This is a genomic window from Microbacterium sp. SW12, assembly GCF_055391095.1.
In genome coordinates this window covers 562,874-586,189 of the sequence record NZ_AP024335.1, presented here as the reverse complement: position 1 = coordinate 586,189, position 23,316 = coordinate 562,874, and the positions used below count along the sequence as shown (strand labels likewise).

18 protein-coding genes and 1 tRNA gene are annotated in these 23,316 nt (G+C 68.2%); 5 read left to right on the top strand and 14 right to left on the bottom strand.

Annotated elements, in window-relative coordinates; genetic code table 11:
* Positions 1-44: 44 nt before the first annotated feature.
* From MICSW_RS02950 to MICSW_RS02920, 7 genes are all read right to left on the bottom strand, one after another.
* The gene (locus MICSW_RS02950) at positions 45-1,628 is read right to left on the bottom strand and encodes an aspartate:alanine exchanger family transporter (RefSeq protein ID WP_464496708.1); all 1,584 of its coding nucleotides are present in this window, start codon (positions 1,626-1,628) and stop codon (positions 45-47) included.
* Positions 1,629-1,764: 136 nt separating this feature from the next.
* Positions 1,765-4,164, bottom strand: coding sequence for an ATP-dependent helicase (locus tag MICSW_RS02945; protein ID WP_464496707.1), 2,400 nt, complete (start codon positions 4,162-4,164; stop codon positions 1,765-1,767).
* A gap of 54 nt (positions 4,165-4,218) precedes the next feature.
* On the bottom strand, positions 4,219-5,307 hold the full coding sequence (locus MICSW_RS02940) for a peptidase C39 family protein (RefSeq protein ID WP_464496706.1): 1,089 nt from the start codon (positions 5,305-5,307) through the stop codon (positions 4,219-4,221).
* A gap of 1 nt (position 5,308) precedes the next feature.
* Positions 5,309-6,877: an ATP-binding cassette domain-containing protein gene (locus MICSW_RS02935; protein WP_464496705.1), complete on the bottom strand. Its 1,569-nt coding sequence runs from the start codon at positions 6,875-6,877 to the stop codon at positions 5,309-5,311.
* Entirely contained in the window at positions 6,874-7,731 is an 858-nt protein-coding gene (locus MICSW_RS02930; protein ID WP_464496704.1) for an ABC transporter permease, read from the bottom strand. The genes MICSW_RS02935 and MICSW_RS02930 overlap by 4 nt, the downstream gene beginning before the upstream one ends.
* A complete protein-coding gene (locus MICSW_RS02925) occupies positions 7,728-8,666 on the bottom strand; it encodes an ABC transporter permease (RefSeq protein ID WP_464496703.1) in 939 nt (312 codons plus the stop codon). The genes MICSW_RS02930 and MICSW_RS02925 overlap by 4 nt, the downstream gene beginning before the upstream one ends.
* Before the next feature lie 76 nt (positions 8,667-8,742).
* Positions 8,743-11,412: an ABC transporter substrate-binding protein gene (locus MICSW_RS02920; RefSeq protein WP_464496702.1), complete on the bottom strand. Its 2,670-nt coding sequence runs from the start codon at positions 11,410-11,412 to the stop codon at positions 8,743-8,745.
* A gap of 103 nt (positions 11,413-11,515) precedes the next feature.
* Here MICSW_RS02920 and MICSW_RS02915 point away from each other — a divergent pair, with 103 nt between their 5' ends.
* On the top strand, positions 11,516-12,223 hold the full coding sequence (locus MICSW_RS02915; RefSeq protein WP_292732895.1) for a DUF1684 domain-containing protein: 708 nt from the start codon (positions 11,516-11,518) through the stop codon (positions 12,221-12,223).
* A gap of 218 nt (positions 12,224-12,441) precedes the next feature.
* A complete protein-coding gene (locus tag MICSW_RS02910) occupies positions 12,442-12,858 on the top strand; it encodes a YccF domain-containing protein (protein WP_228179107.1) in 417 nt (138 codons plus the stop codon).
* A 10-nt stretch (positions 12,859-12,868) separates the two neighbouring features.
* On the opposite strand, the gene MICSW_RS02905 is transcribed toward MICSW_RS02910, so the two are convergent.
* Positions 12,869-13,285, bottom strand: a complete 417-nt coding sequence (locus MICSW_RS02905; RefSeq protein ID WP_228179106.1) for a hypothetical protein — start codon at positions 13,283-13,285, stop codon at positions 12,869-12,871.
* A 94-nt stretch (positions 13,286-13,379) separates the two neighbouring features.
* Here MICSW_RS02905 and MICSW_RS02900 point away from each other — a divergent pair, with 94 nt between their 5' ends.
* On the top strand, positions 13,380-13,991 hold the full coding sequence (locus MICSW_RS02900) for a MerR family transcriptional regulator (protein ID WP_375237435.1): 612 nt from the start codon (positions 13,380-13,382) through the stop codon (positions 13,989-13,991).
* A 60-nt stretch (positions 13,992-14,051) separates the two neighbouring features.
* Positions 14,052-14,124, top strand: a tRNA-Met gene (locus MICSW_RS02895).
* A gap of 111 nt (positions 14,125-14,235) precedes the next feature.
* Here MICSW_RS02895 and MICSW_RS02890 read toward each other — a convergent pair.
* Together MICSW_RS02890 and MICSW_RS02885 are read right to left on the bottom strand one after the other, a co-directional pair.
* Entirely contained in the window at positions 14,236-14,529 is a 294-nt protein-coding gene (locus MICSW_RS02890) for a hypothetical protein (protein ID WP_228179451.1), read from the bottom strand.
* 3 nt (positions 14,530-14,532) lie between these two features.
* The gene (locus MICSW_RS02885) at positions 14,533-14,874 is read right to left on the bottom strand and encodes a DUF421 domain-containing protein (protein WP_464496701.1); all 342 of its coding nucleotides are present in this window, start codon (positions 14,872-14,874) and stop codon (positions 14,533-14,535) included.
* Positions 14,875-15,071: 197 nt separating this feature from the next.
* Here MICSW_RS02885 and MICSW_RS02880 point away from each other — a divergent pair, with 197 nt between their 5' ends.
* Positions 15,072-16,799 (top strand): DUF222 domain-containing protein, encoded by a 1,728-nt coding sequence (locus MICSW_RS02880; protein ID WP_292733423.1) that lies wholly within the window; start codon positions 15,072-15,074, stop codon positions 16,797-16,799.
* A 23-nt stretch (positions 16,800-16,822) separates the two neighbouring features.
* Here MICSW_RS02880 and MICSW_RS02875 read toward each other — a convergent pair whose 3' ends face one another.
* Genes MICSW_RS02875 through MICSW_RS02860 form a run of 4 tightly spaced genes read right to left on the bottom strand, consistent with a single transcriptional unit; the run spans position 16,823 to position 23,158 of the window.
* On the bottom strand, positions 16,823-19,822 hold the full coding sequence (locus MICSW_RS02875; protein WP_464496700.1) for a hypothetical protein: 3,000 nt from the start codon (positions 19,820-19,822) through the stop codon (positions 16,823-16,825).
* 25 nt (positions 19,823-19,847) lie between these two features.
* The gene (locus MICSW_RS02870) at positions 19,848-20,897 is read right to left on the bottom strand and encodes an ABC transporter permease (protein ID WP_464496699.1); all 1,050 of its coding nucleotides are present in this window, start codon (positions 20,895-20,897) and stop codon (positions 19,848-19,850) included.
* Positions 20,894-21,850, bottom strand: coding sequence for an ABC transporter ATP-binding protein (locus MICSW_RS02865; RefSeq protein WP_464496698.1), 957 nt, complete (start codon positions 21,848-21,850; stop codon positions 20,894-20,896). The genes MICSW_RS02870 and MICSW_RS02865 overlap by 4 nt, the downstream gene beginning before the upstream one ends.
* Positions 21,851-21,910: 60 nt before the next feature.
* On the bottom strand, positions 21,911-23,158 hold the full coding sequence (locus MICSW_RS02860) for a sensor histidine kinase (RefSeq protein WP_464496696.1): 1,248 nt from the start codon (positions 23,156-23,158) through the stop codon (positions 21,911-21,913).
* Between the last annotated feature and the right edge of the window lie 158 nt (positions 23,159-23,316).

Below are 23,316 nucleotides of genomic sequence, written 5' to 3'. Positions count from 1 at the left end.
AGTTGTCACAGGTGGGGAAACACGGTAGGTCTCGGCCGCACCCTTCACAGCAGCGTCAGCAGCTGTGCCAGCAGGATCTTCACCACAAGCGCCGTCGGATACACGAGGCTGTAGCCAAGCGCGACACGGACATCGTGACCGGTCCGTTCTTGGGCGAATGCGAGGATGGCGGTGTTCGTCTGCGCTCCGGCAATGACACCCGACAGCTTCGTCCCACCCAGGTGCAGGATGTGTCGCACGAGCAGGTAAGTGCCGAACATCGCGAAGGACGTCACGACCAGGCCGATTCCGACGAGGGCGACGATCTCTCCGGATGCGATCGCCTGCAGAATCTGCGATCCCGCCTTCGATCCGGCGTACGCAAGGAAGATCAGGAGGCCGAGCTCGCCCAGGGCTGTGGCCGCCGCGTTCGGAATCGTCGTCACGAATCGACCGATCCGCCCGATCCTGCCCATCACCAGGCCAACGATGAGCGCCCCGGCGGCAGCTCCGAGCGACAGGTGGGACCCGCCGGGCAGCGGCACTTCGATGAGCCCGAGCAGCATGCCGGCGGCGATACCGAGGCCCAGGGCCACGGGATTGAGGTCGGCCATGCCGCGTTCGGAGTCGCCGAGGAAGGCAGTGACCTCGGGCAGTTGGTCGCGGGGAGCAACAACACGGAGCCTGTCGCCCTGGTGCAGCACGAAGTCGGGGGTCCCGAGGAACTCGACATCCCCGCGCCGCACCCGCACGATCGTCGCGCCGAATCGCTCGGCGACACCGAGCTGGGCGATCGTGCGCCCCGACCACCGCGAGTCCGACAGAATGATCCGCCGGTAGTCGAGCCGACTGCGGTCGTGGGTGATGTTGACCGTGGACGGATGCCCCAGTTCGTCGGTAACGGCTGCCACGACCCGCTCGGGGCCCACCACGTTGATGATCGCGCCCTTTTCGAGCACCGTGTCGGGACCGACGACGATGACCTCCCCGTCGGGGCGACGCAGGCGGGAGACCAGCACCCGGCCGCCGTGCCGCCGCGTGAGGTCGGTCATCGTGGGGGTGCTGTCGGTGTCGATGCGGATCACGAGATCGACGATCCGTGGTGGTGCGTCAGCGTCTGTGCGACTGTGGCGAAGCGCGAGCACGACGGCGCCCATCGCCCCGATGACGCCGAAGATGTACGTGCTCGCGTACCCGACTGTCGCTGCGGGACTACCCCCCGTCGCAGCGAGGGCGGGTGTGCTCGTGACCGAGCCGGCGTAGGCACCGGCGATCGTTTCCGGCGACAAATCCAGCATTGTCCCGAGGCCCAGCGTCAGGGCTGCCGCGACGATCATGATGGCCGAGACGAGCAGCAGCATCCAGTACGACGTGCGGAGGGCGTTCACGAACCCCGGCCCGGCGATGACCCCGATACTGAACGCGAAGAGCACCAAACCAAAATCACCGACGTATGAGGGCACCTCGATCGTGACGCCCTGGGACACCCCCCACGCCGTGAGCGCAATCATCGTGAAGAGCACGGCTACCGCACCGAGGGACATCCCCCACAGCCGGACGCGCCCGATTGCCGCACCGACGCCCGTGACCAGGAACAGCACGAGCACCGGGTGATCGGCGAGCACCGTGAGCACTGAGGCGAGGGTCATGAGCCTCCTTCTGCCAGCGGGCCTGACCTGCCCTGGGCGCTGGTGCGCCCTCGCTCACGCCGTCATCGCCATCGTACGCTCGGCTACCGGCGGCGCTCAGGGGCGAAAGTCCTGGCACGCTGGCCAGACGCGGCAGTCAGAGCTTCTCGATCGGGGCGATCTTGATCAGAAGCTTCTTGGCTCCGGCAGTGTCGAAACGCACATGCGCGACGCGCTTCGCACCCTCCCCGGTGACGGCATCCACTCGTCCTTCGCCGAAGTCGTCGTGACGGATGCGGTCACCTGGCGCGAGCTCCATGTCACCGTTGTCGCGCACCTTCGCGGGGATGCGGTTGGCGAACTTGTCGATCGATGTCGACTTCGGCACGAGCGCGTCGCCGTAACGGCCCGAGCCCCCGAAGCCGCCGCCCGCGCCCGACCCGAACCCGCCCCGCACTGGCCGGGCATTGAGTGCGCGGGACTGGGAACCCCCACGGGAGTTCACATCACCCGGGGACTGGCGCCAATCGATGAGCGTCGCAGGGATCTCTTGCAGGAACCGGCTGGGCATCGCGACCGACACTTCGCCGAACTGCGCGCGGGTCATCGCGAGCGTGAGATAGAGCCGCGCTCGAGCACGCGTGACGCCGACGTAGAACAGCCGCCGCTCTTCCTGGGGTCCGCCCGGCTCCCCGGCCGAGATGCGGTGCGGGATGAGATCTTCTTCGACACCCGTGATGAACACGGTGTCGTACTCCAGGCCCTTCGCCGTATGCATCGTCATGAGAGAAACTGACCCGCTCGCATCGTCGAGGTCGTCGGCATCCGCGACGAGGGCGACCTCGGTGAGGAAGTCGATGATCGTGCCGTCGGGATTGTTGCGGGCGAACTCGCGGGTGACGGCGACGAGTTCGTCGAGGTTCTCAACGCGCGCTTCATCCTGCGGATCCCGGGAGGCGCGCAGCGCGTCGAGGTAACCCGACTTGTTCAGAAGCAGCTGCAGGCCCTCGGCCACGGTGGTGGGCGGCGGGAGCTCGCCGGAGGCGGGGAGCATGAGGGCGCTTGCCTCGGCGAGGACGGCATCCAGCTGCACGATCGCGGCTTGGATCTTCGGTCCGACGCCGAGCGCAGAGGCGTTAGCGAGGGCATCGCGGAACGTGATCTGTTCGTCTGCCGCGTACCGGGCGATGGCGGTCTCGGTCACGTCGCCGATACCGCGCCGCGGCTTGTTCAGGATGCGGCGCACCGCCATCTCGTCGGCGGGGTTGGCGACGGCGACAAGGTACGCGAGGGCATCCTTGATCTCGGCGCGTTCGTAGAACTTCGTGCCACCCATGATCTTGTAGGGCACCGCCGAACGGATGAAGATCTCTTCCAGCGCACGGGATTGCGAGTTCGTGCGGTAGAAGACCGCCATCTGGCCGTACTCGACGCCGCGACGGTGGAGCGCTTCGATCTCGTCGGCGACGAACTGGGCCTCGTCGTGCTGCGAATAGCCGGTGAAGCCCACGATGGGATCACCGGCTCCGACATCGGTCCAGAGCTTCTTCTCTTTGCGGTCGAAGTTGTTGCCGATGACGGCGTTCGCCGCCGAGAGGATGTTCTGCGTCGATCGGTAGTTCTGCTCGAGCAGCACGACCTTCGCACCCGGGAAGTCGCGCTCGAACTCGCTGATGTTGCGGATGTCGGCGCCGCGGAACGCGTAGATCGACTGATCGGAATCGCCCACGACAGTAAGAGAGGCGCCCTCGAGCTCGGGCGCCTGATCGGGCTCGAAGATCATCATTCCGCCGACGGAATACGGCTCGGCTGCAGCCCCCGTGACGGGGCGAGTGAGTTCGTGGATCAGCGCGTACTGCGCGTGGTTGGTGTCTTGGTACTCGTCGACGAGGACGTGTCGAAAGCGCCGGCGGTAGACATCCGCAACCTGCGGAAACGCGCGGAACAGATACACGGTCTGGGCGATGAGGTCGTCGAAATCGAACGCGTTGGCGCGCTGTAAAGCGCGCTGGTAGTCACCGAAGATCTCCACAAAGAGGCGCTCGGCGGGGTCGCTCATGTTCGCCTGCCGGGCGAAGGACTCGGCATCCGCGAGTTCGTTCTTGAGCTTGGAGATCCGTCCCTGCACGCCAGCGGGGGTCAGCCCGAGAGCGTCGGCCTCATGCTCTTTCACGAGGCGCTTGATGAGCGCGCGGGAGTCGCCCGAGTCGTAGATCGTGAACGCCTTCGTGAAGCCGAACTGCTCGGCCTCGCGCCGCAGGATACGCACACACGCAGAGTGGAACGTCGAGATCCACATGCCGCGCCCGCGTTCCCCGACGAGCTGTTCGACGCGCTCGCGCATCTCACCGGCCGCTTTGTTGGTGAACGTGATGGCGAGAATCTGGCTGGGGTAGGCCTCGCCGCTGCGCAGCAGCGACGCGATCCGGTGGGTGAGCACGCGGGTCTTCCCCGACCCCGCGCCCGCGACGATCAGGAGCGCCGGGCCCCGGTACAGCACCGCCTCACGCTGCGGCGGATTCAGGCCGGTCAGAAGCTCGTCATCCACCACATCCATAACCCCGCAAGTCTATTCGCGAGCCCGGACATCCGCCCGGCCCGGCCCGTCGACTCAGCGCGGCGAGAGGAAGATGACGCCCCGGTAGCCGTCGGGCCCCCAGGCGACGAGACGCTCCAGGTCATCGACGTGGATCGGAAGGTCGTGCGTGTCGACCCAGGTCTCCCCCGTCGCCCGGTTCACCCACGGGTCCTCCACGACGACATAGGGGCCAGCAGCGGCGTGAGCCACGATCCAGTGCGGTCCGGGGTCGGCGTGCATCGGCGCCTCGTCGATGAGAAGCAGGGCCTGCTCGCCCGCTGCCACCCGCGCCGCGACTTCAGTCATCGCGATGCGTGCGTTGCCCACCGGGATGCCGAGATCTGCCGCGCGTTTACGCGATTCCCGCTGCAGCTCTGCCCGGAAGTCATAGTCGAAGCCGGTGAAGTCCTCCAGCAGGACCGGTCCCGGGTGGTCGAGCGCGACCTCCACCGCGCCGCGAGAGCCGACGTGCTCCTGCACCGTGACGGCCAGTCCGAGCGGTTCACAGGCCGGGTAGTTGCTGGCGCGCCGCCAGAAGTCGATCTCGAGATCACGATCGGGCACGGTCTCGCCCGCGAACCCGGGGCTGCCGAAGCGCTCGGTCGCGATGAGGGCCGCGACCGCTCCGCACGTGAAAAGAGTCGTCTGTCCGTAGTATCCAGGCTCGTCATGGGTCAGGGGAATGAGCCAGCGCACGAGGCCCTGCGTCCCCTCGGTGCCGACAGCTCCCCAGGGGGCGCGCAGGGGCGAGAACCCGTGCGCTGCGGCCGATGAGGGAACCGCGGCGCCCTCGGGCAGTTCCCACTTCACGGCGGCATCCCCGCGCTCAGCTGCCGCAGCGATCACACCCGCGATGAGGCGATCGGCAGCGTCAGTCGGTGCCTCAGGCGAGGCCCACAGATCGACGATCTTGGTCGCGGCGGTCGCGGGGCGACCGGACGTGAGCGCGGCAGCCAGGATGCCGGCGCCGCTCCCGAGCGTGTGCGCCGTGGGGCGGTACCCGGTCCGCTCGACCCGCCAGCGTGCCGCTCGCTCAGCACCCAGAGCTTGAGCCAGGCCGGCATCCAGAACCGCGGTGACGGCTTCTGCGCCTTCCGCGAGCACCGGTTCGATCGATTGCACGTCAGTCTTCTCTCTCGCCGGTACCCACCGACGTGTTCTCGCGGTGCGCGGCGGCAACCAGCATCCGGGTGTATTCGTGTCGGGGCTCGGTGAGCACCTGTTCGCACGGTCCGCTCTCGATCACACGACCGTCCCAGAGCACCGTGACCGAGTCGGCGAGCAGTCGCACGACTGCCAGGTCGTGCGAGATGAACAGCAGCGAGATACCGAGGTCGTCGCGCAGCGTGGTCAACAGCGCGAGGATCTGGGCTTGCACCGAGACATCGAGTGCTGAGACCGACTCGTCGCAGATGAGGAGGCGCGGCCTCGGCGCGAGGGCACGCGCGATAGCGACGCGCTGGCGCTGACCACCCGACAGTTCGGCCGGGCGCTTGCCGGCGAAGTCGGCGGGAAGCCCCACGGTCTCGAGCAGCACTGCAACATCGGATGCCGGGCGGCGCGCGACGGCGAGGGCTTCGCGCAGGATCGAGCCGATCGACATCATCGGGTTCAGCGACGAGTACGGGTCTTGGAACACGATCTGCATCTGCGCTGGCGTGCGCGAGCGGCGTCCGGGCGCGAGGTTCTCACCGGCAAAGGAGATGACTCCGCCGTCTTCGCGCTCCAGCCCGGCGATGCAGCGCGCAAGTGTGGACTTGCCCGACCCGGACTCTCCGACCACGCCGACGATCTCGCCTTCGCCGATGCGCAGGTCGACACCATCCAGCACCGTGCGTTCCCCGAAGTGCTTCGTCACTCCTGTCGCCTGCACGAGCGTGGGCGTCGGGTCGGCCTCGGGGGCAGCAGCTTCACGCGGCGGGGCGAGGGCGGGGTCCGCGTCGATGAGCGCACGAGTGTACGGATGCTTCGGAGCAGACAGCACATCGCCGGTTGCTCCCCGCTCGACGATGACGCCGTGCTGCATGACCAGGACGTCGTCGGTGCGTCCACGCACGAGCCCGAGGTCGTGCGAGATGAGGATCACCGAGAGATCACGACGTGCCTGCACCGCGCGCAGCAAGTCGAGGATCTCGGCCTGGTTCGATGCGTCAAGCGCGGTGGTCGGCTCATCGGCGATGAGGAGCTTCGGGTCAGCGGCCAGTGCCGCCGCGATAGCCACCCGCTGCCGCATCCCACCCGAGAGCTGATGCGGGAAGGCCCGCGCGACACGTTCGGGAAGCTTCACTTCAGCCAGCCGCGCGGCGACCTCGCGGGTGAGTTCGGATGCCGCGATCCGCCGATCGGATGCCGCCCGCAGCGTCCACGCGATCTGATCGCCGCACCGGTGCACCGGCGAGAGGCTCGTGAACGGATCCTGCAGCAGCAGCGCGACGGTCGACCCGCGCACGGACGTCCACGCTGCAGGTGCGGCATCCAGGGCGAGCGTGATGTCACCAACGACGGCAGTTCCCGCGGCGCGGAAGCCACGGGGCAGGAGGCCGATGAGACTCTTCGCGCTGAGGGTCTTGCCCGATCCGGACTCGCCGATGATGGCGAGCGTTCGGCCCGGAGCGATGGTCGCGTCGAACGGCTCGACCATGACGCCCTGTGGCCCCCGCACCGTGAGCCCCTGAATCTGCACGCCGGTCATGCGTCTTCTCCGACCTGCGAGAGGCGCTGACCCAGCCAGTCGCCGACGAGGTTCACGGCGCACGCGACCACGATGATGAGGGCGGCCGGAACCATGACGGCTGCCGGGTTGTCGAACATGATCGCCCGGTTGTCGGTGAGCTGGCGGCCCCAGTCGGCAGTCCCCGGTGGGACGCCGACGCCGAGGAACGACAGGGAAGAGAACGCGACGATCGCGAAGGCGACGTTGAGCATCGCGTTCGTGATCACGAGGGTCGACACGTTCGGCAGGATGTGGCGGAACATCACGCGCCAGCGCGAGAGTGAGAGCATCTGGGCCGCTTCGATGTAGGGCCGGGCCGACTGCTCGAGCACGCCGGCACGCACGATCCGGATGTCGGAGGGCGAGAACAGCGCGATGAGCAACACCACCGTGACCCAGTACCCGCCGCCGAACACACCGGCGACGACGATCGCGGCCAGCAGCACCGGAAGCGCCAGCAACAGGTCGGTCCAGCGGCTGATCAGGAAATCGAGCCAGCCGCGTTCGTAACCCGCGAGAGTGCCGAGCAGGATGCCGAGCAGCATCGATCCGAGGGCGACACACACCGGTCCGACCAGGGCCGACGCGGTGCCTGCGACCGTCATGGCGAACACGTCGCGACCGAGCTCGTCTGTGCCGAGGAGATGCCCGTCCTGACCCGGCGCCAGGAGCGCGGAGAGGATGTCTTGGCGCATCGCATCGGGGAACAGCAGCGGGCCGAGGACCGCCGCCAGCACCACGAGAGCGATCAGGCCCACCGACAGGATGATGAGAGTCGGCATCCGCCTGCGCCGGCGTGTCGGCGAGCTCATGAGTTCGATCGCGGCGGTCATGCCGGCACCCCCCGTTCACGTACCCGCGGGTCGAGCAGGATGTAGGCGATGTCGGCAAGGAGCGCGATCACCGCGATGACGATGGCGACCAGGAGCGTGAGCGATTGCACGACGGCGATGTCTTTGAACAGGACGGAGTCCTGTAGCAGGGTCCCGAGCCCCGGCAGCGCGAAGGTCGTCTCGGCCAGCACCGTGCCGCCGACGAGGAAGGTCAGCACCAGGCTCGCGCCGGTCACGATGGGGATCGCGGCGTTGCGCAGCGCGATCCGCTGAACGCTGCGCTCTGACAGACCGCGAGCGCGCGCCGAGGTGACGTAGTCGGCTTCGAGTTCGCGGAGCATGGCGGTGCGCGTCAGTTTCAGGATGATGGCCCCAAGTCCCAGGGCGAGGGTGATCGCCGGGAGCACGAGGTGCCAGAGCGTGTCGAGTCCGCCTGACCCTGCCCCGTACACCGGGAAGACCGGAAGGTAGTACGCGAAGACGTAGAGGAGCAGCAGACCGACGGCGAACGTGGGGGCGCTGAGGCCGACGACCGCGAGCGCGCTGGCTGTGCGGTCGGATGCCCCGCCGGCCCGCACGGCGCTGCGCACTCCGAGCGGGATCGCGACGACCAGGGCGATGACGAACGCGATCCCGCACAGTGCCGCGGTCAGGCCGACACGGGAGGAGATCGCATCGGAGACAGAAGTCTGCAACCGGATCGACTCGCCGAGGTCACCGGTGACGAAACCGCCGAGCCAGCGCACGTACTGCACGAGGAACGGGTCATCAAGGTGGTACTGGGCGCGGATGGCTGCCACCGCATCCGGTGAGGACGGGCGATTGCCCAGCAGGTTCTTCACGATGTCGCCCGGCGCGAGGTACATGAGCGAGAAGACGATGAAGGAAAGAACCAGCAGCACGCCGAGCATGCCGAGCACGCGCACCGCGAGCATGCGGCCAAGCGGCCGTGATCGCGGGGCGCGTGCCCGGAGGGGTGAACCTGTTGTCACAGTGATGGTTCCGTCGGGGCTACTGCGCTGCGCGGTAGAGCTGCGTCGGCCAGGACGAGATGAACGCGAAGGGGCTGTAATCGTTCATCCCGAGGTCCTTGGCAAACGCGGTTGCCGACTGGCCCCACCACAGCGGAATGTTGACGGCATCCTCGGCCTGCAGCGTCTCGGCCTCGATGAGCAGGTCGATGCGATCGCTCGGGTTGGACTCGGCGCCCACCTCCGAGAGCAGCGCCATGATCTCGGGGTTGTCGTACGCGGCGGGGTTGCCGACGCCCAGCAGGTAGCTCGGGATCTCGGCGGGGTCGCCGAGCGTCGAGAAGTACCACATCATGTTCAGCCCGTAGTCGCTGGAGGCGTCCAGGCTGGCCAGCCACTCCTCGATCGGAACCTCACGCACGTTCAGCGTGATGCCGATCTCGGCGAGATTCTGGGAGAGAGCCTGCGCGGCGGTGCCGAGCTGGGGGCCCGTGTTCGGGGTCAGGATCTCGGCCTCGAACCCGTCGGGGTAGCCCGACTCGGCAAGGGCGGCCTTGGCAGCATCCAGGTCGAAGTCCCACTGCGGGATCTCGGCGAGCTTTTCGCGAGCGACATCCGGGGAGTACACCGCGGCGAGGGACTCGGGGGTCATGATCGCGGTCGCGGCTTCGCCGTGTCCGCGCAGCAGCTTGTCGACGTAGGCGTCGCGATCGACGGCGTGGGCGATCGCCTCGCGCACCTTGGGGTCATCGAACGGGGCGACTGTCGTGTTGAAGTACAGACCGACGTACGACAGGTCGTTGACGTAGTCGACACGCATCGTGTCGAGGTTCTCCCACTGCGTGGACTGCGCGAGCGGCACGTTGAAGGCAACGTCGATATCGCCGGACTGCGCAGCCAGCAGCCGCGTCGACTCATCCGGAATGAAGTTGACGGTGATGTTCTTGACCTTCGGCTCTTCGCCCCACCACGTATCGGATCGCTCGAAGGTGACGTGGGAGTCGGGCGCGAACTCGGTGACCTTGTAGGGGCCGGTACCCAGCAGCAGCGACGACGCGGTGCCGACGTTGCCGTCGTTGGCTTCCCAGAACGCCTTCGAGGTGATGAAGGCAGCGCCACCGGTGCTCATGTTCTTCGCAAAGGCGGCATCCGGCTCAGTGAGGGTGATCGTCACCTCACTGTCGCCGGTCTTCTCGACCGACTCGACGTTGGTCATGTAATACGCAAGCCCGGGCGAGGTGGTCTCGTCGCGAGCCTCGTTGAGGCTGAAGACGACATCATCGGCCGTGACCGGCGTGCCGTCCTGGAACATCGCGTCATCGCGAAGCTCGTAGACGTAGGTGACGTCATCGGGCTGCGACCACGACTCGGCGAGGGCGGGCTGGATGGCGCCGTCGGCGTCGATCGCGACGAGACCTTCCTGCGCGATCGAGGCGATGTAGTAGTTCAGGATGCCGGACTCCTGCCCGACGTAGAGGTTGGACAGCGATCCGGGCAGCGCGACAGTGATGCTGTCGATCTGCTCGCCGCTGTCAGCGAGCGCGGTGCTCGCCGACGGCGCCGGGTCGCCACTGCACGCGGTGAGCAGGAGCGCCCCCGCGGCAACGACGGCGCCGGCTTGGGCGAGGCGGGCGGTGGACGGGAAGGGCATAGGACTCTCCTCTGGGGGTGCGGTTCGGGCGGGGTAGGTCGTGCGGGACGAACTGAATCGGGCACGGTGGCTTGCGCTGCGGCGTCTGGCGTCGAGGATGACCTCGACGTCGGCTGGTGAGGGGCGGAGCGAGGCGAGCACGCGAAGCGCCGACTCGACGGCGGGGATCGTTGCAGCCTCGACGAGGGCCGTCGCGGTTGCGCGGCGGGTGACTGCCGGGGTCAGTCCCCACACCCGTACGCCATCGGGAAGATCGATGCCGGCCAGTGCGCTCTCGGCGACGAAGGTTGTGCCCACGCGGTGCCGGGCGAGAGCCACAGCTGCAGCGGCGTTCGAGACGTGTATGTCATCGCCGGCGCGCGGGCGCTCGAGACGCTCGGCGAGCAGGTCGCCCGGTGATCCGTCGCCGCGGATCCAGATTTCGTCGGCCAGGAGCGCGGGATCGATGCGTCCTCCCGCTGCCTGGATCTCCGCAGTGCTCAGTGCGACGATCTCTTCCGCGAACAGGAACGTCGATCGCATCCCACTGCGCCGGGCGATCGCGTGGCGTTCGCCGCTGACGGCGAGCGTGAGTGTCACCGCGATGTCGGCGCGACCGTCCTGAACCAGTGCGAGGGCCGCAGCGTTGTCGGATGCTTCCACGAACGAGGCGTCGATCTCGGGCTGCTGCGCAGCGAGGCGTCCGAGGGCTGGTGCGACAACCGTGCCGACCGCATCGGCGGATGCGGCGATGCGCACGAGGTCGGCTCGACGGCCCAGCATCCGTGCCAGCTCGGTAGCCGCCGCCGTGAGGCTGGCGTCGATTCGGGGCGCGTGCTGCGCGAGCAGAGCGCCGGTCGGGGTGAGCCGAGCAGCCCGCGCGGTGCGGACGACAAGTGCCGCACCCAGGCGGGCCTCGAGCCGCTGGACGTGCTGCGTGATCGTCGGCTGGGAGTATCCGAGCGATCGAGCGGCGGCACTGATCGATCCCGTCTGATCGATCGCGACGAGGATGCGGAGGGAATGGACATCGAGCGCACGCGTCAGAGCGTCGATATCGATGTCACTCCGTCGATCCATAGCGAGATGCTATCTATCACCAGGTTTCGATGGTGTAACAATATGTTTCTCACGGCTTTCACCCGCCACGCAGACCCGACGACCCCCGAACGGAAGGCAGGCCATGACAACCACCGAGGAATGGCGCGCGCGCCGTGACGCCGCAGTCTGGTCGCCCGGCGGAATCGCGACGCTTGCGGCGACGCACTGGCTGGATCCGACGCCACGCTCCTTCGACGGCGTTCCCGGTCACTGGCACGCAGAGGACGGGCGGGCCATGGGGTCGCTGACGTCTGGGGACGTCAGCTTGGCGCCCGGGGAGCGCTGGGAGTCCGGCAATCTCGAGCTCCGAGGCTTCGAACGCGACGGCGCGGTCGCGGTGCGCGTCTACGACCCGTCGGCGCCTGCGCAGCGCGGGATCTCGGAGATAGAGCGCTGGCCCCTCGATGATCGCCTGCGGATCCTCACGCGACTGGAGCGCACCCCTCACCGCGGCGTGCCGACCGTGGCCGTCGACGGGCACCGGAGCACCGACGATTTCGATGGAGTCCTCCACCTCGCGCTGCCCCACGGGGACGTGTCACTGTGTGTGCAGCTGCTCGATGACGGCTCGTTCTTCGCGGCGTTCTCCGACGCCACGAGCGGGAACGAGAGCTACCGCTTCCGGTTCCTCCGCATCTCGGCACCGGGGCCGGACGGCTCTGTCACCGTCGACCTGAACCGCGCGTACCTTCCGCCCTGCGCGTTCTCGGATGCCTACGTGTGCGTCTTCCCGCCGCCCACCAACCGCTGGACCGTGCCGGTTCGCGCGGGCGAGCGCCTCGTGCGCTGACCCGGTGGCGTCATCGATCGATAATCCGATCCGGCGCCGAGAATCCGAACGGGAGCCGTGCGATTCGGCGCCCGATCGGATTCTCGAGGAGCGGTTGCAGCCTCAGAGCAGGCGGCGGGCGGACGCCCAGGCCGTCAACTCGTAGCGCCCCCGCTCCAGGTCGGACCCCTCTGCCGAGTCCCACCTCGCGCACAGGAGCACCGCCCAGAATGGATGCCATGCGAACCCTCCTGAACATCATCTGGCTCGTCCTGTCGGGGTTCTGGCTGTTCCTCGGCTACATGCTGGCGGGCGTCATCCTGTGCGTCCTCATCGTCACGATCCCGTGGGGTATCGCGTCATTCCGGATCGGGGTATACACGCTCTGGCCCTTCGGGCGCGAGGTCGTCGATCACCCGCGTTCGGGAGTGTTCTCGTTCCTCGGAAACGTCGTGTGGGTCATCCTCGCCGGCTGGTGGCTCGCGATCGGGCACATCCTCTCGGGCCTCGCGCTGTGCATCACGATCATCGGCATCCCGCTCGGGATCGCGAACTTCAAGCTCGTGCCGGTCTCGCTGATGCCGCTGGGCAAAGAGATCGTCGAGAAGCGGCGCGGCGGTCAGTTCGACCGGGCCGCCGACTCCGTGGCCCGCTGACCTCGGGAGTTCAGCCGAGCGCCGCGACACCGGCAGCTATGACGGATGCTCCGACCACCGCGAGCGAGAATGCGAGCACGACGACGCCGGTCCACAGCAGCGCCATCGCCCGCCCGGGCTTCTGCGGGTCGCGACCGATCACCGACAGGAAGAACCCCGCCGGAACCAGGATCGCCGAGGCGAGAACGCCGACCGCTCCCCACTCCCAGCCTCCCGCAACTCCTGCGGATGCCTGTGCGAGCGCACACACGATCCCGAGGATGACGAGCACCCCGGCGTGCGCGTGACCTGCCCGGAAGAACGTCTTCTGTAGTCCGTTGAACGGGTAGCCGCCGGTCGTGGCGCGCAACACGAACGTGCCGCCGTAGGCGATGGTGATCACCGTCAGCAGGGTGGCGCCGACGACGATCGACAGGATCGGGGACATGGATGCTCCGCTTCGACTCTCCGCGCCGCCGGCGCGTATTGGATAGTGCCGATACCCAATATAGGATAGTGAAACTATCCAGGCAAGGAGCATCGTGCGCATCTCCGAACTCTCCGAGCGAAGCGGCATCCCCGTCGCCTCGATCAAGTTCTACATCCGGGAAGGGATGCTGCCCCGCGGCGCCGCGACCTCAGCGACGCGCGCCGAGTACGGCGACGAACACCTCGCCCGCCTGCGCGTGATTCAGGCGCTCAGTGACGTACGCGCGCTTCCGCTTGCCCGGGTGAAGGAGATTCTCACCCTGATCGACGAGCCCGACCAGACGCCGTACGCGACTCTCGGAAAGGCCGTGAGTGCCTTGCCGCCGTACGCCGAAGAGACGGACACCGACCGCGCGCGAGAGACGATCGAGCGACTGGGGCTCACCTACGACGAGCGATTCGCCGCTGTCGCGCAGCTGGAGGCGGCGATCCGCGGCATCGAGGCGGCGGGGCTCGCCTGGGATGCCGAAACCGCCGCCCGCTACGCCGGGCCGCTGCTGCAGATTGCGGCGGCCGAACTCATCCCGCTGGCAGAGCTCAGCGAGAGCGAGCAAGTCTCGTACGCCGTGCTCGGCACGGCAATGTACGAACCCGCCATCCTGGCCCTCCGCCGGCTCGCTCACCAGCACGTGCTCGCCACCCGCGAGACGGATGACGACATGTGACGTCACGGTAAGAAACACGGCAGCCGCACGTCAGCGGTCGCGGTTAGCGTTGCGCCGTATCGCGGCGGACCGGATGGTTCCGGGCACCGGTTCATACCCGGTCGCGCAGCGGGTTCGACTCCCGCCGTCGCGTCGAGGAGTCTCGGCTTTCCGGCGCGGGAAACGACGGTGAGCCTGTCGACGCTCGTCCTAACCGTGACACTCATCGTTTCAGTGGTTCGCTCCGTGACCGGCCAGGTCACCGTCACGGGGCTCGAAGCGCACTCCCCGAGTAGGGCGGCTGCCCGAGCATCATCGAGTCGGAGAGTTCGACGGTGTAAGGGCCACTGCTGCACTCGAACTCGACAGCGACCGAGCGGGCACCGGCCTCAAGGGGGAAGTCGACCCCGGGAAAGCCCGTCGGGCCGGTGCCGGAGACTCCGGCAGGCGAAGGTGATGCCGAACCGGTCGGCGTGGGCGCGCCCAAAGCCTGCCCCGCGCATCCGGTCAGCGCGATGGATGCCGCAGCGACCGCACCGATCAGCATTCCCCGACGCATCAGTCATCCGTCGTTCATAAGCCCCCGCTTTCGATCGAACGCAACAGCGTGGGCGCGGACGTCGTGGGCGCGGATGCGGCGCGAAACCGCCGCCGCGAACGCGACCACCGCCTGCAGCAGGAGCAGCAGCGAGAGGGCGACGATCCCCTCGACGAACGCGACGTCCGAGGTCAGCAGGATCGTCGCGAGCGTCGATCCGAGCGCGACGGTGACGACGAAGTCGAAGGCGTTGAGTTGCGCGAGCGTGCGTTCGCCCAAGATCCGGATCGAGGCGATGAGGAACGCGTAGGACGCGATTCCGACGAGAAGCACTCGGACGATATCTGACCAGCTGTCGAACCACATGTCGCGAGAGTAGGTCGACTCGCGATGGGCCGGAACACCCTTGCGCAGGCCGCCGGATGCCGATCTGAGCGCCGACCCGCATCCGATGCTTTAGGTCGCCTCCTCCCCAGGAGGCTAAAACAAATCCCTGTCCACAGGCACTTTTCGTGCGCGGGCCGCGGGCTGTCAATGTCGGAGGTTGGTGATGTAGTGAAGACATGAACATCCTCACGGCAATGCGCGAGCGGCTCGATCTGCTCGCGGTGTTCGCCGAGCTGGATGTCGAGCCCACGGGCCTGCCCACCGGCGCAGCGGCGCTGTCCGACGCCTCCGTGCTGGAGGTGCTGCGTCATGTCACGGCGATCGCCAATGATGCCGAGCGCCTCCAGTCGGTGATCGCCGGCGTCGCCGCGACCAGGTCCCGGCGCGAACAGGGGCATTCGGGACTGGCCGCGGGCCAGGGGCACGCGTCGCCTGCCGCGCTGATCCAGTCGATCACGGGCGGAAGTCGCGCTGACGCGCTGCGGCAGCTGCGCGTCGGGGCCGCCCTGCTCGATGAAGGTGAGACGTCAGGCGCGCCGGCGGACGCCGGGAGCAGCGGCGCTCACGATCACGACGACGCACCATCGCCCGACGTGGATCCCTTGAGCGCTGCTCCATCCGTCCGGGAGCCGTGGCACGCGCCTCTCCGGGCGGCTCTCCTCAACGGCCGACTGACACCGTCGCAGCACGATGCGATCCGCGGCGGACTCGGGGAGCCCGAAGCCGAGGGCGTCGACCCGGACTCAGCGGCTCTCGCGTGGTCGGTCGCGGCGGAGACACTCGTCGACGAGGCGGTCGAGGGCGCATCGGTCGAGGAACTGCGAAGCCGGGCGCGGCAGATGCGCGACATCCTCGACCCGACCGGGGCGGCGTGCCGGTTCCAGAACCGCTACGAGAAGCGCTCCATTCGGATGTGGATCGACCAGCACGGCCAACATCACGGCCACATCGCGTTCGACGACGAGATGGCGCTGTTCGTGCGGTCGATGCTCGCTGCGGCTCTGCGACCCCGGCGCGGCGGGCCGCGGTTCGTCACGGATGCCGAGCGCGCCGCCGCTGCGGACCTCGTCGCCGACCCGCGCAGCAACGAACAGCTCGAGTATGACCTTCTCGTCGACGTTCTTCGCGCAGGAGCTGTTGCCGACGCCGCCGACGTCTTCGGTGTCCGCCAGCCCGGGGTGCGGATGGTCATCGTCAAGGACCAGTCGGGACCGCGCGACCCGCTCGGCCGCCTCATCGCCACAGGTCACGCCGAGAACGACGGAGACACCCTCCCCGGGGCGATCATCGACCGGACCCTCTGCCAGCACGGCTCCATCGACGTGACGGTCGACAGCCGGGGCAATCCCCTGGACCTCGGGCGCGAGCAGCGACTGTTCAGCACGAAGCAGAAGCTTGCGCTCGCGATCCGCGACGGCGGGTGCGCCGGGATCGGATGCCCGGTGCCCGCCGCCTACTGCGAATCGCACCACATCGACCACGTTGCACACGGCGGCAGGACCGACATCGACCGCGGCATCCTGCTGTGCCGGTTCCATCACATGCAGCTTCACAACAACGGGTGGCGAATCGTTCGCGACGGGCTCGGCCCGTTCACCCTCGTTCCGCCGCCTGGCCACCGATCACCGGACGGGACAGAAACACCTGCTCGGCAGCTCCGGACGAAAGCGCCGTGGGCCTGGGCGTGGGATCCGCCCCCGCCGCCAGAACGTCCGCCCTGGCGAACGCCGCCTTCGCCTCCTGCACCGCCCGGCGCGGCGGGGTTAGCGCCGCCCACGCCCGCACCTACTGCACCGCCCGACCAGGCCTGGTCAGCGCAATCCGCGCCCACACACGCTGCACCACCAGCGACGGCATCGAGCACGTCAGCACCGCCGGGATCGCGCTACAGCGCTGCCCCGTGAGCAATGGGACGTGCCGCCTGTCGTCAGCTCGTCACATCGTCACGCCGCCAGGTCAGCGCCAGGAACACGCCGATCAGCGCGACCACCGCGCCAAAGCCAGCCGCGAACCATGGGGTATCGAGCGGAATGTCGAGATAGGTCGTGATTCCAAGGATCCGCGCAAGACCCCACGGCAGCAGTCCCATCTCGTCGTTCCACAGTGTCAACGCCGACTCGAGCCCGACGAGCCCCACCACAATGGCGGGAATCGCCAGCCCGGCCCCGACACCAGCCAGCACGATTCCGGTCGCGCGCCGAGCGCCGAACTGGCTCGACAACGCCCACCCCGCCGCGACGAACAACCACACGAACAGCGCGAACGCGATCGTGATGTAGATCGAACGGCGAAGCGGATCGGTCCAGAAAACGAACCAGTATCCGCCTGGACCCGTGAACGAAAGCGCGAGGAGGGTCAGGATGCTGCGCAGCACCAGCACGCCACCGACGGCGGCGATCACCGGCCACGGCGAGCGCTCGCGCACGAACAAGCGCACGACGACCAGGAACACCAGCCAGGCTCCGAGCACGACGGCCAGGTGGGTCCACGACAAGAGCGAGGTCTGCACAGCGCGGGTCGCGACGAGCAGACCGCCCGGGACGATGATCAACAGCCACCGGTCAAGCGGCAGCATCCCCAGGGTCGATTCCCGTGCCCGCCATGGTCGCGTCGCCGCGAGCCACGCAGCCCGCGCAGCCGCGGCACCGGGCCGGCGCACAAGTCGCGTGCGCGACGACAACATCCCGATCACGACCCATGCGACGGCGAGCGCAAGAAGGATGCGGGCAATCCACGCCATCGTGAGATCACGATCAGCCCGCTCGACACCCAGCTGGGCCGCGGTCAGGTTGTACGCCGGGTAGTCCACGTCGCCGGCGTAGGTCGCCGTATGTTCAGCGGCGAGGGCGGCGAACACGTCCCGGTCGGCCTGCCACGCCGCGTAGGCCTCTGCCGACCCGGTGTCGTGCCACTGCGCCTGATGCAGGATCATCGCCCGGTATGAAGAGAGCAGGTGCAGGACGTCGGCTTCGTAGGCCAGAGTTCCCAGGAACGCATCCCGCATTGCGGAGTCACGCCACGTCGCCGCATCCGTGCCCGAGACCAGGGCCTGCATCTCATCGACAGCGGCGGCCGCCCGCTCCCCACCCGCGATCGCCTCATCGATCTGGTCCCGTGACACCTCGTAGATGACATCGAGAACAGCGGAGTCGCCGGTGAGGATGTCCCACTCGAAGATCCACATCATCGGCGGCGGCTCGAGCCCGATGGCGAACACCCGCTGCTCAGCGAACGGCTGAATGTACAGACCCTGCGTGATCGCCTCACGCGAGAGCGCCATGGCCTCGGTGATCGCCGACACGGTTGCGGGGTCATCACTGAACCACTCGCGCGCCCATCCTGCTGTGATCGCGGCGACATCGGTATCGGGGTCCCGCGCCAAGGCACCGGCAAGCTGCGTGTTCAGTTCGTACAACTGCCAGAAGCCGGTCTTCAGGTACAGCGTCATGGGACCGGCGCGCCACGGGCCGCCATCCTGGGTCCACACCCAGACGCCCTCGATACGGGGGTTCTCGGCCACGAGAGTCTGCAGTGCGTACTGGTATTCGGGACCGAGATCGTTCGGGAACGCCCCGAAGTTCTCGAACTCGCGCCTGCTCTGGAACTCGATGATGCGGCGCTGGTCGCCCTGCGCGAGAGTGTCGTTGAGAGGCAGCCAGCTGTAGAAGTCACCGAGGGTGTACTTCGTCGACACGATCAGCGCGGGCGAGTCGATACCGGCCAGTACTTCGTCGTAGGACTCCACATTGGTGTGCATGTCGCCGACGGCGCCGACCCCGACGCTCCACGACCGGAAGATCACCTCGCGATCGGATGCCTCGGCCTGCGACGTGAAGGCGGCGAGCATCGCCTGGACCTGGGGCGCTTCGGTCACCGCCAGCCTCGAGAACACGTCCCAGCCCGCAACGTCGTAGACCTCGCCGGCTTCGCCGATGCGGATCAGGATGCCGTCCACGGCGCGAGCCGCCGTGTACAACTCGTCGAGCCCGCTCGTGTACACGTCCCACAGCGCGGGATTCGCGGTATCGAGCGAACCGAACCGGCCCACGAGGTAATGCTCGAGCGGGCTCGTGAGAGCGAGCATGTCGGTGCGCAGGAAAACGTCCATACCCAGCTCGTCGGCCCGATCCCAGAACGGCGTGAACGCGTCCCGCAGCGCGAGGGCCCGGGCCCGGTGATCGTCGCCGTCCGCGTACACCCCGTCGACCCCGTCGAACGTCACGTACTCGACGAAGCCGGGAAAGGCCACAGCCGTGTAGCCGTCTGCGAGCACGTGACGCAGGAACGCGTCGAACTCGCCGTACGCTTCGGCAAGCGCGTCCTCGTCGATGTAGGGCGCCTCGGGCAGGATGACGTCTTCGAAAGCGCGGGATGCGTGCGAGTAGTCGGTGCCGGCGGCCCAGGCCTCGGCATCCGGAATCACCCCGACCGCACCGAGATCGACCATGCGCAGCGGCAGACGGGACCCCACGTCGACGCCGACGTCCACGACAGCCGGTTCCCCGGCGCGGATGCGGGAAGCGAGGTCGTAGATGCCGCGAACCGCACCGGCCTCCCCCGCCGCGACGATCGTCAGCGCGGCAGCATCGCCCTCGAGCCGGTAGGTCTCATCATGCGGATCATCACCCGCACTGACCGTCAGGGTCGCGTCAGCGCCCCTCCGCGGGGCATCGGCCACGGCATCCAGCAGCTCGTCGAGCGCAGCGTCATAGCGGGGCCCGCTGGGGGCATCGACGGACGTGAACCGCGGCGGCGCGACGACCGCCATCGCGGGGGCACCGGCAGGCGGCTCGGGCTGCATCTGGACCGCGGGTTCGGCACGGATGCCGAGAGCATCAGTCACGACAACAGCAACGCCGGCACCCAGGGCGAGCAGCACGACGACCGTGACAACAGCGAGGATGCTGCGCCGCACCGCCGAACTCATTCCCTAACGCTACTGGGAGTTCGGGTCAGGCGATGCGCGTGCCGGGCGGCAGCGTGCGTGACGGGGTTCTGGTGCGCGACCCGCCCCACCACAACAGCGCCCCCGCCAGCACGATCTGCACGGCCAGCCCGACGAACCAGCTCGGCGTCGTCTGGTTGTAGATCTCCTCGGGTGTCGGCTGCACCGGCGGCGTCCGCGCACAATCATCCCACGTGACGACGCTGTCCTGAGGGGGGATCTGAGCGCTGCGCACGAGGTAGGAGAAGTTCCCGAAGAGGTCTTCCGGGTACCCGCTCGCGTCGAAGCGCGCCGGTGTCGCGTCAGCGAGGATGACGAAGGGATTGGCCGACAGGATCCACCAGACGGTATCGAACCTCGGCACCTCGTACGTGGTGGTCTCCCACGGGCCGCACTCGGGCGGGTTCGAGGTCATGCCCGTCTCGTCGTAGACGTAGCTGCGGTAGGACTGGGTGACCTCTGTCCGGACCGCAGCCCCACCGAGGGTGAACGCGATAGGCGTGCCGATGACGAGGGCCGCGACCACCAGATATGTGACGGCGACCGAGAACAACGGGCGGGCCAGGATCCCGCTGAGGCCCACACCGATCGCCGCGATGATCGCGATCTCCACGATCAACACGACGAGGGACACGAACACCACGAGCGGGTCGACGCCGCCGCTGACTGCGGCGACGAGCATGAACGGCACGGCGATCACGGCGAACGAGAGTCCCGTGAGCCACGCCGCCACGAACTTGGCGAGCACGATCTCGGCTGTCGTCGCGAGCGTCACCTGCACGGGCGCGAGGTTCGCGGCATCCCGATCACCGTTGATCGCGTTGCCCGACAGGGTGGGCGAGACGAGGACCGCCAGCAGCAGCACGACGAAGACCACAACGGAGTAGACGCCGGCGCCCGCGCCCGCGCCCCCCGCGTACGAGAACGACAGCAACGACAGGGCCGTGACCACGACGAGGATCGCGGCGAACACGCCGAGCATCACGTACCAGGCGACGCTGCGCACCCGCTGGGTCAGATCGAGACGGACAAGTGTCCACAGGCGCGACCCGCTCATGCGCTCTCACCTCCGCGAAGGTCGAGGAAGGTCTGTTCCAGATCCCCGACGGCGGGGGCGAACTCGGTCACCGCGATGCCGCGTTCGACGAGTCGACGCAGCGCCCCCGCGGCGTCGTCGTCCGTCGCGAGCGCGATCAGCAGATCCGACCGGTCGATGCGCACCGCATCCGCCGGCCATTCGAGCGCCGCGGCAACCGATGCGACGGCATCCGTCGGCTGGCCGAGGACCCGGATTCGCCAGTCGCGGGTGCGCCGCCCGGCGATCGCCGCGCCAGCCTCCACGGAGCTGCCCTCGAGAAGGAACACCGCATCATCGATGACCTCCTCGAGCTCTGCGAGCACATGGCTGGACACGAGCACCGTGCGGCCCTCAGCGGCGAACCGGCGCAGCAGGTGCCGGAGCTCGACGCGGGCAGCAGGGTCGAGCCCCGATGCGGGTTCGTCGAGCAGGAGCACGCGCGGGTCGTGCACGAGCGCGCGCGCAAGCCCGAGACGTTGCTTCTGTCCGCGTGAGAGCACGCGAGCCGGCGCGGTGGCGAGCGGGGTCAGTTCGACGAGCTCGAGAAGCTCGTCCGCGCGCGCCCTGGCAACATCCTTCGGAAGGTCGTGCAGTCGCCCCGTGACGATCAGCGTCTCCCGGGCGGACAGCGCCCCCCAGGTGCCCAGGGAGTCCGGCATCCAACCGAGGAGCGCACGCGCCGCGTGGGGCTGCTCGATCGGATCCACGTCACCGATGCGGATCGTGCCGGCGTCCGGAGTCAGCAGCGAGGCGAGCATGAGGAACAGTGTCGTCTTGCCCGAGCCGTTGGGGCCGACAAGACCCGTGACGGCTCCCGCGCGCGCACGTAACGAGACGTCGCGGACCGCCTCGACCCTGCCGAACGAGCGACGCAAACCGGTCGCGACAATGCCCGTCGCTACAGCTCCGGTCGGATCAGTGGCGGCATCCATGGTGCCACCCTACGCGAGGCTTTCAGCGCCTCGCGGACCCCGACGGCACGATGGAGACCGTCAGCCCAGCGCGCCCGCGGCGGGACTCGCCGGCGGCAGGGTGAGGCGTGCACGGGTCCCGCCTGAAGGCCCGGGCTCGAGTTCGATCGAGATGCCGTTCGCATCGGCGAGGTTCCGCGCGATCGAGAGACCGAGCCCCACCCCCGGCACCGCCTGCTCACGGGCGAAGTCGGTGCGGTAGAACCGGTCGAACGCACGCCGCCGCTCACTGTCGCTCATGCCGACACCACTGTCTGTGATCTCGATCATCGGCCGATCCCGCTCGCGGCTGGCGTGAACCGCCACAGTGGCACCGCGGGGCGAAAGGAGCACGGCGTTTCGCAGAAGCTCCTCGATGATGCCGCCCAGACTGCGGGCATCCACGCTCGCGGTCTGCACGCCGTGATCGGTGAAGGCCACGGTCACCTCGTGCTCACGGGCGAGGGACGAAAGGCGCTCGATCACGTCCCCGACGGTCAGGGCGACGCTCGTCGTGTTCGGGAGCGCGCGTACCGACGTACGGTACGCCGAGAGCAGATGTTCGACGGTGGTGAACAGGCGCTGTGCGGCCGAATCCACCCGTTCGAGGCGGGCTGCCACCCGGGGAGAGACCTCCTCGGTCTGCGCCAGTTCCGTCTCTCCCATGAGCACGGTCAGCGGGGTTCGCAGTTCGTGGTTCACGGCATCCAGGAAGCGATCGCGCACCTCGATCGCCTCCACGAGGTCGGTGACGTCGTGGGCGATGAGGACCGTGCCCAGGGGCTCACCGCCCCGGAAGATCGGCCTGGCCGAATAGCTCACCGCGACCTGGTCGGTGTCGCCGAGCCACGCGATGCGGCCGCGCACCTCGCCGCTGCGGGCGAGTGCCGTCACGGTCTGTGGCGAGGGGAACAGCGGCGTCCGGCGGTCTGCGGAGTAGATCTTTCGACCGGCCAGCGCGGGTTCTCCGGTCAAGTCGATTCCGGCCAGTCGGGCCAGGCGATGGGCGGCGTCGTTCGCCGTGAGGACGCTCCCATCAGGGCCGAAGACCAGAACGGCGTTATCGGTGGCCTCCGAAACCGCCTGCAGGATGGCCGAAAGGCGCTCCCTCGCCTCGGCTGCTGCCTCCGAGGAAGCAAGGGCCGCCTCACGGTTGGCGACCTCCCGTCGAAGTTGATGACCGGTCCCGAACGCCGAGAGTGCGATGAGCGCAGCGAACGCGAGGAACAACCCGAACGCGATCCACTCAGGCGCGGAGTCCGGCGCGCGACCCGCACTGATTGAAGGCATGAGGGGAATCGCGCCCGCGAGCAGAATGCCGACGACGATCGGGGCAGCGAGAACCCGGCGCCGAGCCAGACCAGCGGGAAGACCATCATGAAGCCGATGCCGTCGACCACCTCGAGGGCATCGTTGCGGATCAGCGGGATCCCGACGAGCGCCGCGAG

What these genes read in the sequence shown, in the direction of transcription:
- MICSW_RS02950 (WP_464496708.1), bottom strand. Translation starts at nt 1,628, where the DNA reads ATGACCCTCGCCTCAGTGCTCACGGTGCTCGCCGATCACCCGGTGCTC.
- MICSW_RS02945 (WP_464496707.1), bottom strand. Translation starts at nt 4,164, where the DNA reads ATGGATGTGGTGGATGACGAGCTTCTGACCGGCCTGAATCCGCCGCAG.
- MICSW_RS02935 (WP_464496705.1), bottom strand. Translation starts at nt 6,877, where the DNA reads ATGACCGGCGTGCAGATTCAGGGGCTCACGGTGCGGGGGCCACAGGGC.
- MICSW_RS02930 (WP_464496704.1), bottom strand. Translation starts at nt 7,731, where the DNA reads ATGACCGCCGCGATCGAACTCATGAGCTCGCCGACACGCCGGCGCAGG.
- MICSW_RS02925 (WP_464496703.1), bottom strand. Translation starts at nt 8,666, where the DNA reads ATGCTCGCGGTGCGCGTGCTCGGCATGCTCGGCGTGCTGCTGGTTCTT.
- MICSW_RS02920 (WP_464496702.1), bottom strand. Translation starts at nt 11,412, where the DNA reads ATGGATCGACGGAGTGACATCGATATCGACGCTCTGACGCGTGCGCTC.
- MICSW_RS02915 (WP_292732895.1), top strand. Translation starts at nt 11,516, where the DNA reads ATGACAACCACCGAGGAATGGCGCGCGCGCCGTGACGCCGCAGTCTGG.
- MICSW_RS02910 (WP_228179107.1), top strand. Translation starts at nt 12,442, where the DNA reads ATGCGAACCCTCCTGAACATCATCTGGCTCGTCCTGTCGGGGTTCTGG.
- MICSW_RS02905 (WP_228179106.1), bottom strand. Translation starts at nt 13,285, where the DNA reads ATGTCCCCGATCCTGTCGATCGTCGTCGGCGCCACCCTGCTGACGGTG.
- MICSW_RS02890 (WP_228179451.1), bottom strand. Translation starts at nt 14,529, where the DNA reads ATGCGTCGGGGAATGCTGATCGGTGCGGTCGCTGCGGCATCCATCGCG.
- MICSW_RS02885 (WP_464496701.1), bottom strand. Translation starts at nt 14,874, where the DNA reads ATGTGGTTCGACAGCTGGTCAGATATCGTCCGAGTGCTTCTCGTCGGA.
- MICSW_RS02880 (WP_292733423.1), top strand. Translation starts at nt 15,072, where the DNA reads ATGAACATCCTCACGGCAATGCGCGAGCGGCTCGATCTGCTCGCGGTG.
- MICSW_RS02875 (WP_464496700.1), bottom strand. Translation starts at nt 19,822, where the DNA reads ATGAGTTCGGCGGTGCGGCGCAGCATCCTCGCTGTTGTCACGGTCGTC.
- MICSW_RS02870 (WP_464496699.1), bottom strand. Translation starts at nt 20,897, where the DNA reads ATGAGCGGGTCGCGCCTGTGGACACTTGTCCGTCTCGATCTGACCCAG.
- MICSW_RS02865 (WP_464496698.1), bottom strand. Translation starts at nt 21,850, where the DNA reads ATGGATGCCGCCACTGATCCGACCGGAGCTGTAGCGACGGGCATTGTC.
- MICSW_RS02860 (WP_464496696.1), bottom strand. Translation starts at nt 23,158, where the DNA reads ATGCCTTCAATCAGTGCGGGTCGCGCGCCGGACTCCGCGCCTGAGTGG.